Source organism: Planctomycetota bacterium (assembly GCA_016125255.1).
GTDB lineage: Bacteria > Planctomycetota > Phycisphaerae > Phycisphaerales > Zrk34 > RI-421.
In genome coordinates, this window is record WGMD01000005.1 from 58,326 (window position 1) to 72,437 (window position 14,112).

The following is a 14,112-nucleotide window of genomic DNA, read 5'->3' on the forward strand; positions in this document are numbered from 1 at the left end:
GATGATGGACGGGCGGGCGGCTGTTACAATGCCCGTCTATGGCCACGCTCATCGAACAGGTTGAACAATGGGGCGTCGTCGGGGCCGGCGGCGCGGGGTTCCCCACGCACGTCAAGCTCAAGGCGCAGGCGAAGACGATCATTCTCAACGGCGCCGAATGCGAACCATTGCTCCACAAAGACAAGGAGCTGATGAAGGCATACGGCAAGGAAGTGATCGACGGGCTCGAACAGGCCCGCCAGCAGGTTGGGGCTGAGGAAGCGATCGTCGGCATCAAGGGTAAGTACACCGATGTGATCGAAGCGATGCAGGCGATTCTTCCGCCGCAGCATCGCATCGCCGCGCTGAGCGATTCGTATCCCGCCGGCGATGAGTTCATTCTCGTCTATGACACGACCGGCAAGATCATTCAGCCCGGCGGGATTCCTTTGCACGTCGGTTGCGTCGTCATCAATGTCGAAACCGCCATGAACATCGCCCGCGCCAAACCGGTCACGCGCAAGTATCTGACTGTCGCCGGGGCGGTGCATCATCCCGTGACGATCGGCATCCCGATCGGCGCGACCTTCGCCGAGGCGATCGAGCTGGCCGGCGGAGCGACCGTGAGCGATCCGGTCGTGCTCGTCGGCGGAGCGATGATGGGCAAGTACAGCGAAGACCTCACCACGCCGATCACCAAAACGACCGGCGGGCTCATCGTCCTCGGTCGCGACCACCCGCTCGTCGCCCGCTACACCAAAACATGGAAACAGGTCGAGACCATCGGGGCCTCCGGCTGCGATCAATGCTACTTCTGCACGTTCTACTGCCCGCGATATCTGCTGGGTCATCCCATCGAGCCACACCTGGCGATGCGCTCGCTTCAGTTCAACATGGCGGGCGAAGTGAACGTCATCGGCACCGAGTTCTGCTGCGAGTGCAACCTGTGCACGATGATGAGCTGCCCGGAAGACCTCTACCCCGCGCAGGTCTGCGGGGAGAACAAGCACCGCATCCTCGCGTCGGGCAATCGATGGAAGACCGAGGCCGAGGAGCATCGCCCGGAACTGCACCTCGATAATCGCCGCGTGCCGATCGCCCGGCTGATCTTGAAACTCGGCCTGAGCCAGTTCACGAACAAGGGCCCGCTGCATGACAACGGGTTCATGCCCAAGCGCATCGTGCTTCCCCTCAAGCAGCACGCCGGCCCGCCCGCCGAGCCGATCGTCAAAGTCGGCGACCGCGTCAGCGAAGGCGACGTCATCGCCCGTCCCGCCCCCGGCAAACTCGGCGCGCCAATCCACGCCTCCATCACCGGCAAAGTCACCGCCGTCTCCGACAAAGTGATCATCGAGTCCTAACGTTTAGCGGCGGGGCATCGCCCCGCGCTTCCCCGCTTCGGATTGCACCGACATGAACGCCAAAACACAACAGGCCGTGGGCATGATCGAACTGACGAGCGTCGGCATCGGGCATCTGGTGCAGGACGCCATGCTCAAAGCCGCCTCCGTCAAACTCCTGCTCGCCCGCACGATCTGCTCCGGCAAGTACATCATCATCGTCTGCGGCGACGTCGCGCCCGTGCAGGCCAGCGTCACCGCCGGTCTCGACGCCGCCCCCGACGGCATCATCGATCACTTCGTCATCGCCAACGCCCACCCCGATGTCTACGCCGCGCTCGGACAGAGCGTGCAGCTCAACGTCTCGGCCGGCAGCTATCCGTCCGTGGGCATTCTCGAAACGTTCAGCTCCGCCAGCGCGCTCGAAGCCGCCGACGCCGCCGTCAAAGCGGCCAACATCAAAATCTTCAAGATTCATGTCGCCATGGCCTTGGGCGGCAAAGGCCTGGTGATGTTCGCCGGGTCGATCTCCGATTGCCGCGCCGCCCTCGACGCCGCCGTCGCCGTCGTCAAACCCAAGGGCCTGCTCGTCTCGGCCGTGACCATTCCCCGCCCGAGCCGCGAGCTGTTCGTCGATTACATCTGAACCGCAACGGGAAGTGACCCCATGTCCGTCAAGCTCACCTGGCTCGGCCACTCCGCATTTCTCATCGAAGCCGGTCCACACCGTGTCGCCATCGATCCCTTTCTCTCCGGCAATCCCAGCGCTCCCTGCAAGCCCGCCGACCTGAACCCGACGCATATCGTCATGACGCATGGTCACGAAGACCACTTCTCCGACACCATCGACATCGCCAAGCGCACCGGCGCCACGGTCTACGGCGTCTACGAACTGATGGGCTACTGCTCCGCGCATGGCGTCAAACACACCGAACCCATGAACCCCGGCGGAAAAGTCGCCGCGCCCTTCGGTTTCGTCGCCCTCACGCAGGCGTTCCACTCATCTTCCTTCAATGGCGTCTATACCGGCATGCCCGCCGGCACAGTCGTCAATGTTGCCGGCAAGACGTTCTATCACACCGGCGACACCGCGCTGTTCTCCGACATGAAGCTCATCGGCGAAATCTACAAGCCGCAGGTCGCCATGATCTGCGCCGGCGATCGTTTCACGATGGGCCCCGAGCTTGCCGCCAGAGCCGCGGAGTTCATCCAGCCGCGGGTCGCCATCCCGTGCCACTGGGGTACCTGGCCTCCGCTCGCCGACGAAGCGAAGATCCGCGCGGGCTTCACGCCCGCGGGCGTCGAGGCGAAGATCATGAAACCGGGCGAAAGCATGATGGTGGGTTGAATGAGTCTTGACGCCCGTGACATCGACGCCGTGGTGTTCGACTACGGCAACACACTCATCGAGTTCGCCGCGCCGCAGGTTCAGCAGCTTGATCGCGCCATCGCCAGCGCGATCGCCCAAGCGATCGGTCCTTTCGATCTCGATCTGTTCATCGCCCTCCGCAAATACGCCTATCGCGCCGCCTACGGGCATCCCGAGCTGCGCGAAGTCACGATGCACGAGCAGATGAGCGACATCCTCACCAAACTTTTCGGCCGCGCCCCCGCCGCAGCGCAGCTCGAATCGGTGCTCGAAGTGCATGACCGGGTGTTCGTCGATACGGTTCAAGCGCCGGACTACGTGCATGACTTGTTGGCGAAGCTGGCCGCGCGGTACACGCTGGCGATGATCAGCAATTATCCTTGCGGCAAGTCGATCCGCGCGAGTCTGGAGCGGACGGGCATCGCCCCGCATCTCAAGGCCGTCGTTGTCAGCGGGGAGGTCGGGCATGTCAAACCGCACCCGCTGCCGTTCAAACGGGTGCTGCGAGAGGTCGGCGTCGCGCCGGACCGCGCGGTTTACATCGGCGACAACTGGCTGGGCGACATCCAGGGCGCCAAGCGGGCCGGTCTTTTCGCCGTGCACATCACTCAGTTCGACACGCTCGAAGTCTTCGACCGCGAGGACGGCCACCATGATGCGGATCTGACGATCGCCCATCTGAGCGAGCTGGCGGATCATCTGCTTTGAGCGAGGAAACAGGCCGCAAGCGGCCTCGCTAAACGGCTTGCTGTTTAGAGCAGCTTCTTGCGCCGCAGGACGATGACCTGCGCGGTGACGATGCCGAGGATGACGAGCCAGGCGGCGAGGTAGCCGTAGCGCCATTCGATTTCGGGCATGAACTTGAAGTTCATGCCCCACAGGCCGCAGAGGAAGGTCAGCGGGAGGAAGATGATGCTCACCACGGTGAGGCGCTTGACGACTTCGTTGGTGTGATGCGCCACGATCGACATGCGCAGGTTCAGCGTCTCGGAGAGAATCTCGCGGTCGGCGAGGGCGTCGGCCATGAGCCGCTCGACATGCCCGATCATGTTCGCGAGGGCGGTCTGGGTCGCGGGGGAGATCAGCGTGGTGCGCCGGGTGGAAAGCTCGTTGAGGGCCGCCTGAGCGGGGACGAGCATCGTGCGGAAGTTGACGAGGTTCGCGCCGAGGCGCGAGACGTGCTCGAAGACCGAATCGTCGACGCGGTGCATCAGTTCCGCCTGCACCCGCTGGACCTGCTCCTCGAGCTTGAGCTGTGCGGCGGAGTAGCTTTCGAGCAGATGATCCCAGAGTTCATAGAGCAGGAAGCTGCCGGTCTGCGCGTGCTGGACGAAGTCGGTGTGGTAATCGCGGCGGAGGGTTTCGATGAAATGCACGGTGCCGCGGTGAACGGTGACGATCGATTTTTCGGTGACGATGACGTCGACGCGCTGCATGCGCACTTCGTCATCGAGAATGGTGCACCCGGCGAGGGCCAGGTGAAGACTCGATTCGTAACGGGCGTATTCGGTGAAAGCGCGGCCGAGCACGACGCGTTCGGCCACTTCCGGCCCGACGAACGACGAAGCCGCCAATACAGGCGCTGCGGCTTCGACATCGTCGATGCGGATATCGATCCATGCGAAGGGCGCCCCTGCCGCCTCCGACAGCGTGATCGGGCGCTCGACCTTGGTGTTAAAGTCCAGGGCGATGGCGCTGACGGCGCAGCCGGCGAGGGTGTGGGCGTCGACCATGCCCGATAGTTTAGCGGCTCAGAGCGATTCCAGATACGCCAACAGCGACGCGAGCTGCTCGGGCGTCAGCGCGTTGACGAGGCCCTGCGGCATCATCGACTGCTCGAGTACGGTGCGGCTGGCGATGTCGGACTTCTTCACCGTGGCGGACTGGCCGGCGATATTTCGAAGCTCGATCGTGTCGGCGCCTTCGTTGACGACGAAACCGGTCTGCACGGTGTTGTCCTTGAGGGTGATGACATGCGTGTCGAAGCCCTGGGCGATGACGGCGCTGGGCGTCAGGATCGACGAAAGCAGCTCTTCGCGGCTGTAGCGTTTGCCGATCGCGGCCAGGTGCGGACCCTTGGGGGTCTGGCCGTCGGCGGTGGTGTGACAGGCGATGCAGCCCTGCTGCGTGAAGAGCGTCTTGCCGAGGTTGGAATCGCCTTCGAACTTCAGCGCCTCGGCCTTGGCCTTGTCGAAGCCGATCGCGCCGACGGTGTTCGCCCCGCCGGTCGCCGCCAGCACCTTGCTCAGGTCGACTTTCGGTTCGTCTTTCATCTTTTTCTTGTTGTTCTTCTTGCCCGTGTCCGCCGTCGCAACCTCCATGCTCGAAAGTCCGGCGAAAACGACGCGATGCTTGGCGAGCTGGCCTTGAAGGAACTTGAGCATGGACGGATCGAGCTTGGCCGCCTCATCGCGGATCGCCTGCTCGATACGGTCGGACTCGTCCCACTTGGCGCGGACATAGTAAGGCCCGGTCGTGTCCGGACGCGTGCCCCACCAGTCGCCGTTCGTGTACGGCGCTTCGTCATAGTACAGTCGCACCAGATCGGTGAGCACCGCGCGCTTCAGCGCCAGATTGCTCGCCAACAGATGCGCGATCAGACCGTCGACCGCCGCCTTGTCGTGCTTGTATTTGAGCGCCCAGATGGCCGCGTCGCTGTTCGGCCCATCGAGCGCCGCGACGCATGCGGCCGTCGAATCGAGCTTCGCCAGCGTCTGAATCGCCATGTGCGGCTCGACAATGGCCGGGTTGGCCTTGTTGACGTAGTCATCCGACGACTCGCCGGCGGGCAGCTTGTCGACATACAAGGAAAACTGAATCGATCCCTTGCCCTGCGAACCGTCGTCGGGCGACGTCTGCGTCACGAACTTCGTCGCGCCTTTGGGGATGTTGAACGCGATGATCGACGGGGCGTGCGTGCCGATGCCTTCGACGACTTTCCCGCCGACTTTGAGCGGCTTGCCTTCACAATCCTTATTGTTGCCGACGCTGCCCCAGCCCGCTCCGGCGTTGATCCATTTGAGACTCGTGCATTTGACCAAGCCGGCGGGCGATTCGAAGTGCGGATCGATCCACGAAGCATGGTCCATGCCGTTGCCGTCGCCCCCGTCGCCGACCATCAGGTACAGCACCTTCCCGCCGGTCACATCGATCGACATCTCGACCGGCTCGACCTTGCTGACCTTCTCGCCTTCGACCGACCGCGTCTCGGGTTCATCGGTGCTGACCGCCAGACTCTTCATGTGCGCCATCGCAAGCAGATCGCCCGCGGCGTTGGCATCGCCCAGACGGCCGATGCCGATCATCGCCGCCACGCGCACGCGCGGATTCGAATCGTGCAGCGCCTTCTCGTAAAGCGAAGCCGGGACGCCGGCCAATTCGTCCATGCGATCCGTCATCTCGCGCAGGGCGAATTCGCGCACCGCATCATCGTCAGCGAGCTTGACGAGCAGCGACGTCGACGCGGAGCCAAAGGCCTGCTTGAGCGTGAAGATTGCCGCCGCCCGGCCGTAGAGCGGAGCATTATTGTCGGACGCCAGCGCGACCAGCCTGTCGCTGAGCGTGCTGTCGGCCTTGCGGCGGAGAATCGCCCGCTGGGCCGCCATGCGGCGCACCGCCGACCGATCGGCCAGCGCCGCGACAAGCGTGTTGACGTCGGCTTTTTCATAGTCGATGACCGGCGGCGCGGTGTAGCCGGTCGGTTTGTACTGGGCGACGAAGCCGATGTCTTCGCCCTTGTAGGCGAACTGCCCGCCGCGCCAGCTTGTCACATACAGATGCGAGGAGCCGTCGACGTCGATGTCGGTGGGGCGCTCGATGTGGATGAACTCGTCCTGCTGCGGGTCGAAGGTCGCGCCGTCGGCGGGAAGTTTGTGCGAGTACACCCAGCTTCGGCCCCAGTCGCAGGTGAGCAGAATGTCGTCATACGGCTTGGGGAAACCCGGCTCGTGCAGGTACAGCCCGCCGCAGCCCGAGCCGCCGCCGTAGTCGGCGAGCGGCGGGAGAATTTCGGAGCCGAAGTGTGTGAACAGGCGCGGGTAGCCGAGGTTGGCGGACTGGATGATGTGCGCGACGCGGACGTTCCATCCGCCGCCGTCGTTGGTGTTGTCACGCACGAAGGCGTTCATGTAGGGGTCGATGCAGACGTCGAGGATGTTGCGCGTGCCGAAGGCGTAGAGTTCGAGTTGCGTGCCGTCGGGTCGGAAGCGCACGACGCCCCCGCCGTGCACCGTCAGCTTGCGGCCATCGGTGCCGGTCGCATCAACGCAGCCGAAGTCGCCCATCGCGATGTAGATCCATCCGTCGATGCCGAGGCGGATGCCGTTGGTCGTATGATCGGCGCCGCGCTTGTTGACCATGTCGGTGCTGATGCCGGTGATGAGGACCTTCGATTCGTCGGCCACGCCGTCGCCGTTCGTGTCGGTGTACATGGTGACGGTCGGGGGATGGAGGACCCAGAGCGTGTTGTGGTCGTAGACCAAGCCGCGCGGGTGATCCATCACGGCGAAGGTCGTGAACTTGTCGGCCACGCCGTCGCCATCGGTGTCGATGCAGCGGACGACTTTGCCATCGCCTTCCTTCTTACCGAGCGAGCCCTGCTTGTCGACGCCGACGAAGACCGCGCCATCGACCGACGCGGCAATGCAGACGGGGTAGTTGACGGTCGGCGGCTGAGCGAAGACGGTCGCCGTCATGCCTTCGGGCGCTAGGGGCGCCGGAAGATTCTCCGCGATAGCGGGGGCGACGAACACAAGCAGACCCAGACCGACAGTGGCGAGCTTTTTCATGCGTCAATCCTGAATGGGGGTATCGAATGAAAACGGCGGGCGGATCGTGCCTATTGCACGATTGACGGCGGAATCAGGCCCATAAGTATACCCGGATCAAACTGGATCAGCGCAGCAAAAGCCCCTGATGTTCAACCGATTCCGGGGTCACCCGATCTGGGTCGCGCCGTTCATGTAGCTGCGGAGGACTTCGGGGATCGTGATCGAGCCGTCCTCGTTCTGGTACATCTCGACGATCGGAATAAGAATCCGCGGGCTGGCGGCGACGGTGTTGTTGAGCGAATGGGCCACGACGTTCTTTTTCGTTTCCGGGTCCTTGTAGCGGATATTCAGGCGGCGGGTCTGATAGTCGTACAAGCGGCTCGCCGAGTGCGTTTCGCCGAAGCCCTCGCGGCTGGGCATCCAGCATTCGACGTCGATCATGTCCGCATTCTTGGGGCCCAGATCGGCGGTGCAGCACTGAAGCAAACGATGCGGCAACTGCAAACGCTTGAGCAGTGTCTGCACGAAACCGATCATCTTCCTGTGCCACATGCGGCTCTCGGCTTCGTCGGCCTTGCAGATCACGACCTGCTCCACCTTGTCGAACTGGTGAATGCGATAGAGCCCCGCCGTGTCCTTGCCCGCCGCACCGGCTTCGCGGCGGAAGCAGGTGCTGACGGTCGTGTAGCAGAGCGGCAGTTTGTCCGCATCGATCATTTCGTCGGCATGCAGGCCCATCAGGCCGACTTCGCCGGTGCCCGTCAGGTAAAGCTGATAGTCGCCGGTCGGGTTGGCGATGTGATACGTCTGCTCGACGCCATGCGGGAAGAACCCGGTGCCGACCATCATCTGATCGCGCACCAGCACCGGCGCCGACGCGGCGGTGAACCCGTTTTCGTGGGTCATGTAATCGAAGGCGTAGCGGAGGATCGCATTGTGAAGCTGCATGCCGGCGCCGGTGAGGATATAGCTGCGCGAGCCGGCGATTTTCACGCCGCGCTCGAAATCGACCATGCCCAGCTTCGTCATCAGTTCGACGTGCGACCGGGCCTCGAAGCCCTTGTTCTCGACGAACGATTTATTGGTGTCGTACCACACCGGATGCCATCGCTCGATTTCCTTGTTGTCCTCGGCGCTCTCGCCGCGCGGCACATCGTCGTCCGGCGGCTGCGGCACCAGCAGCCACAACTCATTGCGCTGCGGCTCCAACTCGCCGATCTGGTTCGCCAATTCCTGTTCGCGCTGCTTCATCGCTTCGGGCTTGGCCTTGAGTTCCGCCAGCTTCGCCTCCAGCGCGGCCTTCTCATCGCCGGTCGCTTTTTTGATCTGCCCCATGAGCGGGCCGATGTCTTTGCCGATCTTGTTTTTCTCAGCGGTGAGCTGCTCGCGCTCGGTCATGACGGCGCGCAGTTTCGCATCGAGATCGAGCAGGCGGTCGATATCGACGCTGATCTTCTTCGCCGCGGCGCCGGCCTTGTACTTGGCGGGATGGTCACGCAGGTCTTTGAGGTCAATCATGGCAAATTGGGGATCAGGGGTTAGGGGTCAGGGATCGGCCGTTCAGCGACGCCGCTTCTTGCCGTGAGCCCGCCGAACGGGCGGCGTGATCGGTCCACCATGTTAGTCGATCCGCCTTCGCAACGCATCGCGACCGCTTGCCGCGTCGGATAAGATACCGGGATGATGGACTTACCGGTCATGCTCAAAGTCCGCGGTCAGCGGGCGGTGATCGTCGGCGGCGGGAAGGTGGCGGCCCGGCGGGCGCGGTCGCTATTCGATGCCGGCGCGGAAGTCGTCATCATCGCCCCCGCGGTCGAATCGGAGTTGACGCACATGCCCGTGCACGTCGAGCAGCGGGCGTACGAAGCGGGCGACCTGATCGGGGCGAAGATCGTGGTCATCGCCACCGACGACCCGGCGGTCAACGCCGCCGCGGCTCACGAAGCGATCGCCATCGGCGCGATGGTCAACCGTGCGGACGAACCGGATGCCGGCGATTTCATCGTTCCGGCCCACGCCCGCCGCGGACCCATCACCCTCGCCGTCTCAACGAACGGCATCAGCGCCCGATCCGCCGCGGTACTGCGCGATCAGTTGCTCGCATCGATCGACGAAGACTGGGTCACGCTGCTCACGACCGTCGAGCCGTTTCGGGCGGATGTTCAACGAAGCGTCGCCGACCCCGCCCGTCGCACGGCCGCGCTGCACAAGCTGACCGATCCGGCGGCGATGAGCGTACTGAAGGAACAGGGCGCGGCGGCGCTGGCGGAGCATTGCCGCCGCGTGGTGGAGCAGGCATGAACGGACCGCAGGACTGGATCACAACCGGCTCGCTCATCGGCGCGACTCTCGCCGGCGCTGTCGCCTGCGTCGCGGCCGTCAAACGACTGCGCGATGCGAAGACCGCCCCGCCCGATGCGGAACCGCACTGCACCGGCGCGGTGCGCATCGAACGCATCGCCATGCTGCTGGCGACGGTGCTCGCCGCCGGGGTGTTCCTCTATCGCATGACGGCCGTGCATCGAAGCTGGGTCCCGCTTCAGTCGCATGCCGACGGACTGAGTCTGCTGGTGGCGCTCCTGGGCGCGGTGGTGATCTGGTCGCAGTGGATGCGCCGGCTGGGCGGGCTGGCGCTGTTCATGCTGCCGGTCATGACGCTCGCGGCCCTGTGGGCGGTGTGCGCGAGCTGGTGGACGTGGCGGCCGTTTGAGATTCACGATGTCTGGCTCACGCTGCATCTATTGAGCGTTTACATCGGCGCGCTGGCCGTCACCGCGGCGGCGGCGGCCGGGGCGCTGTGGCTCCTTGTCGATCGGCAGCTCCGCGCCAAGGACCACGCCGCCTCGCGCTATCGCATGCTCGAACGCCTGGGCAGTCTCGAAGCCATCGAACGCACCATCACCCTCGCCGCGACGTTCGGCTTCATCCTGCTGACCATGGGCCTCGTCACCGGGCTCGTCATCGTCACCGACGGCAACACGAAACTCGGCGACGGCTGGTGGTATTCGCCGAAGGTGCTGTTGGCGGCGATCGTCTGGGCGATTTACGCATTGGTGATGCACGTGCGCTTCGTGCCGACGTTCCGCGGACGGCGCGCGGCGGTGCTGTCGATCATCGGCCTGATACTCATGCTCGCGGTCCTGGGCATCGCGCAGGCGCTGCCCTCGCTTCCGGGGGCGCTTCCGGGGGGCGGCTGATGCATCTGATCTGCGTGGGCATTTCGCATCAGACCGCATCGGTCGATTTGCGCGAGCGCATCGCCATGAACGAGGACACGGTGCGCAAGACGCTCGCCGATCTGCGCAGCGTATATCCGAACGCGGAGATGGCGATCATGTCCACGTGCAACCGCTCGGAGTTTTACGTGGCGCGCCCGCTGCATGGCCATCCGCGCGTCGAGGAAATGATCGGCTTCATCGCCGACGCGCGGAACATTCCCGCCGGCGACTTCGCCGCGGCGGCGTACCACCACGACAACGAGAAGGCGATCCGACACCTGATGCGCGTCGCCAGCGGGCTCGAGTCGATGGTGCTCGGCGAGGACCAGATCATCGGGCAGGTCCGCGGCGCTTACGACGTGGCGCAGCAGATGGGCACGATCGGCAAGGTGTTGCACAAGGTGTTTCAATCGGCGCTGGCAACGGGCAAGAAAGTGCGGACGCAAACGCAGATCGCGGCGGGGCGGAGGAGCGTGGCGAGCGTCGCGGTCGATTTCGCCCGTCACCTGTTCAGCCATTTCGACGACAAAAACGTGCTGGCGATCGGCGCGGGGAAGATGACGGACCTGACGCTGCGGCAGTTCATGGAGATGCGGCCGGCGAAGCTGACGGTGCTCAACCGGACGATCGAGAAGGCGAAGCCGCTGGCGGAAAAATACGGCGGGACGGCGGCGGGATGGGATCAGCTCGCCGATGCTTTGGTCGAAGCGGACGTGGTGATCAGCTCGACCGGCGCGACGGAGCCGATCGTCACGGAGGCGATGTTCCGCCCGCTGATCAAGCGGCGTCGGTTCCGCCCGCTGTTCATCATCGACATGGCGGTGCCGCGCGATTTTGAGGCGGCGGTCGGTCAGGCGGCCAACGTGTACCTGTACAACATGGACGACCTTCAGCGGGCGATCGCCGATCAGGCATCGGCCCGGAACGGACAGATCGGCGAGTGCGAAGCCATCATCGAACCGAGCGTCGCCGAATGCTACGAGGCCGTGCAGACCAGCGACTTCGCTGACCTGATCCGCCAACTGCGCGAGCAGCTTCACACAATCGGCGCCGCCGAGGCCCAGCGCACGCTCAACAAGCTCAAGGTCGCCAGCGCCGATGATCTGCAAAAGATCATCGACGAGCACACGCATCGCCTCGTCAACAAAATCCTGCACCGGCCCATCAGCGAGCTGGGCAAGGGCCGCGGCACGGCGGCGGCGATGTACGCCACGGCTTTGCGCCGCCTCTTTGAGCTGGAGCCGGACCAGGAAGATATGGAAAACCCCGAACAAAATGAGATGAAGTAAGCGTATAAGCCATCGCGGGGCGATGGTGTTTCTAGTTTCTGGTTTCTGGTTTCTGGTTTCGAGTTTCGAGTTTCGAGTTTCGAGTTTCGAGTTTCGAGTTTCGAGTTTCGAGTTTCGAGTTTCGAGTTTTCAATTATGGCGACCCGGGCTGCATTTGAACCTCCGCGATCGGCGCTGCGGCATCGCCTGCCGGCGGCGGCGGCAGTCGGGCTGTTCGTGCTCGGCCTCATCGTGGTGAGTCAGGGGCTCGACCCGCTGGCGGCGCGCTTCGCCGCCCTTCTCGTCGTGCTCATCGAATCGGCGCTGGCGGTCGGGGCGTGGCTGATCATGGCGGCGGGCTGGGGCTGGCTCGTGCGACGGGTCATCACTGGCGCGCGCGGCGAGTCGTGCGGCGTGGGCATGGTGGTGCAGCTTGCGATGGGCGTCGCGGCGGTGTGCATGCTCGACTGGATCGTCGGCGTAATGGGCGCGCTCAATACGACGAGCGCGTACGCGCTGGCGATCCCCGGCTGGGGCGCGATCGTGTATCAGACGCTCACCGCCAAGCGCCGCCGATGGAACGACCCGTCCACTTGGCCAAGCTGGCCCTGGCCCACGCTCACCGCCGCGCCCGCCGTCGCCCTGCTGCTCGGCGCGGCGTGCATCGCGCCGGGGTGGATCTGGGCCAGCGAATTCGGCGGGTACGATGTGCTCAGCTACCACCTTCAGCTCCCCCGCGAATGGATCGCAAACGGCGCCATCACCGGCCTGACGCACAACGTCTACTCCTACATGCCCAATCTGTTCGAAGCGGCGTTCATGCAGCTTGGCCTCTGGTACGGGTCGATGCAGGCGGCCAGCTATGCGGCGCAGATGCTGCACGCGGCGATGGCGCTGCTCGCGGCCGTGGCGATCGGACGCATCGTGGCGATCTACCTCAGCGACCGGGCGGGCGCACTGGCCGGGGCGATCTACCTGGCGATTCCATGGACCATCGTCACCGGGTCGATGGCGTACAACGAGCAGACGATGATGGCGCTGGGGGCGGCGGCGCTGCTCGCCGTGCTGCGACCGGGCGAGGCGGCGCCGGCGATGATCGATGAAATCCGCCGGGGCATCGTCGTCGGTTTCCTCTGCGGCGCGGCGATTCTCGTGAAGCTCACCGCGGCGGGTTTCATCGCCGCGCCGATCGCGCTGGTCTTGCTCATGCACATGCGCGGCGGAACGAAGCCGGGGCTTGCACGGTGCGCGGCGTTCATCGCGACGATCGCGCTGGTCATGACGCCCTGGTGCATCCGCAACATGATCTGGACGGGCAACCCGGTGTTCCCGATGTTGACGCAGCTTTTTGGCATCGCGCACTGGACCGGCGAGCAGGCGGCCCGCTGGAACGCCGCGCACACGCCGCATGTCCCGCTCGGCGAGGCCATCGCGGCGATGGGGCCGGAGATTCTTGGGCACAAGCAGTTCGCCTTCGTGATCTTCCCGGCGGCGCTGATCAGCGGCGCGAGGACGCTGCGCGATGCGGAGCGGCGGGGCGTTGCGATCAGTCTGCTGATCATGCTCGCGGCGCAGGCGGCGTTCTGGGTGCTCATGACCCATCATCAAAGCCGCTTCGCCATCCCGATGCTCCTGCCCGCCGCCATGCTCATCGGCCTGTCGCTGCGCGGCAAGACCTGCACCACGCTCGCGCTCGTCGGCGTGTGCGGCGTCACCGCCCTGTCGTACGCCCTCTACCTCGGCGAGCGCGGCGGGGACGCCCCGGCGTTCATCGACGGCGTCGAGGTCCATCTGACCCTCGAACCGCAATTGCCCACCGCCGCCATCAACACGCTCAATCTCGACATGAACCTCTACGCCGAGGGCTACGCCACGCCCTTTTACATCACCCGCCCGCTGACTTATCACACCGTCTGGGACGCGAGCCCGCTGGGCGAAGCGCTGACGGCCGGGGGCGTGCACGGGGCGCGGCAATGGCTGCTCGAGCATGGTTATACGCATCTGCTCGTCGATTGGGGCATGATCCATATATGGACCAGCGAAGGGAATTACGGCTATGACCCGAATGTGTCGATAGAGTCACTGAAGTCGCTGGCGACGGTCTTTCCGGTCGTCAAGGACTGGGGCTTGATCACGCTCTACCGCGTCCGGTAAGTCCGACCGCAAGGA

Annotated in this window: 11 protein-coding genes; 8 read left to right on the forward strand and 3 right to left on the reverse strand. The window is 64.5% G+C overall.

Going from position 1 to position 14,112, the window contains the following annotated elements; all coding sequences use genetic code 11:
* The first annotated feature begins 38 nt into the window (after positions 1–38).
* The 4 genes from GC162_06450 to GC162_06465 are packed head-to-tail and all read left to right on the forward strand — an operon-like array spanning position 39 to position 3,396.
* On the forward strand, positions 39–1,340 hold the full coding sequence (locus GC162_06450; protein MBI1368277.1) for a hypothetical protein: 1,302 nt from the start codon (positions 39–41) through the stop codon (positions 1,338–1,340).
* 52 nt (positions 1,341–1,392) lie between these two features.
* Positions 1,393–1,965 carry a BMC domain-containing protein gene (locus tag GC162_06455; protein MBI1368278.1) on the forward strand — a complete coding sequence of 191 codons (573 nt, stop codon included), beginning with the start codon at positions 1,393–1,395 and terminating at the stop codon, positions 1,963–1,965.
* Between the two features lie 21 nt (positions 1,966–1,986).
* Positions 1,987–2,667 carry a metal-dependent hydrolase gene (locus GC162_06460; protein MBI1368279.1) on the forward strand — a complete coding sequence of 227 codons (681 nt, stop codon included), beginning with the start codon at positions 1,987–1,989 and terminating at the stop codon, positions 2,665–2,667.
* Positions 2,668–3,396 (forward strand): HAD-IA family hydrolase, encoded by a 729-nt coding sequence (locus GC162_06465; GenBank protein MBI1368280.1) that lies wholly within the window; start codon positions 2,668–2,670, stop codon positions 3,394–3,396.
* Between the two features lie 44 nt (positions 3,397–3,440).
* On the opposite strand, the gene GC162_06470 is transcribed toward GC162_06465, so the two are convergent.
* From GC162_06470 to serS, 3 genes are all read right to left on the reverse strand, one after another.
* Positions 3,441–4,421, reverse strand: a complete 981-nt coding sequence (locus GC162_06470; protein MBI1368281.1) for a hypothetical protein — start codon at positions 4,419–4,421, stop codon at positions 3,441–3,443.
* Between the two features lie 18 nt (positions 4,422–4,439).
* Entirely contained in the window at positions 4,440–7,475 is a 3,036-nt protein-coding gene (locus GC162_06475; protein ID MBI1368282.1) for a c-type cytochrome, read from the reverse strand.
* Between the two features lie 147 nt (positions 7,476–7,622).
* Entirely contained in the window at positions 7,623–8,975 is a 1,353-nt protein-coding gene (gene serS, locus GC162_06480) for a serine--tRNA ligase (GenBank protein ID MBI1368283.1), read from the reverse strand.
* 162 nt (positions 8,976–9,137) lie between these two features.
* On the opposite strand from serS, the gene GC162_06485 reads away from it, so the two are divergent.
* From GC162_06485 to GC162_06500, 4 genes are all read left to right on the forward strand, one after another.
* Positions 9,138–9,758 (forward strand): siroheme synthase, encoded by a 621-nt coding sequence (locus GC162_06485; GenBank protein ID MBI1368284.1) that lies wholly within the window; start codon positions 9,138–9,140, stop codon positions 9,756–9,758.
* Positions 9,755–10,654, forward strand: a complete 900-nt coding sequence (locus GC162_06490) for a hypothetical protein (protein MBI1368285.1) — start codon at positions 9,755–9,757, stop codon at positions 10,652–10,654. Before GC162_06485 ends, GC162_06490 begins: the two co-directional genes overlap by 4 nt.
* The gene (locus tag GC162_06495; GenBank protein ID MBI1368286.1) at positions 10,654–11,964 is read left to right on the forward strand and encodes a glutamyl-tRNA reductase; all 1,311 of its coding nucleotides are present in this window, start codon (positions 10,654–10,656) and stop codon (positions 11,962–11,964) included. Before GC162_06490 ends, GC162_06495 begins: the two co-directional genes overlap by 1 nt.
* A gap of 135 nt (positions 11,965–12,099) precedes the next feature.
* The gene (locus GC162_06500; protein ID MBI1368287.1) at positions 12,100–14,097 is read left to right on the forward strand and encodes a hypothetical protein; all 1,998 of its coding nucleotides are present in this window, start codon (positions 12,100–12,102) and stop codon (positions 14,095–14,097) included.
* The last annotated feature ends 15 nt before the right edge of the window (positions 14,098–14,112 follow it).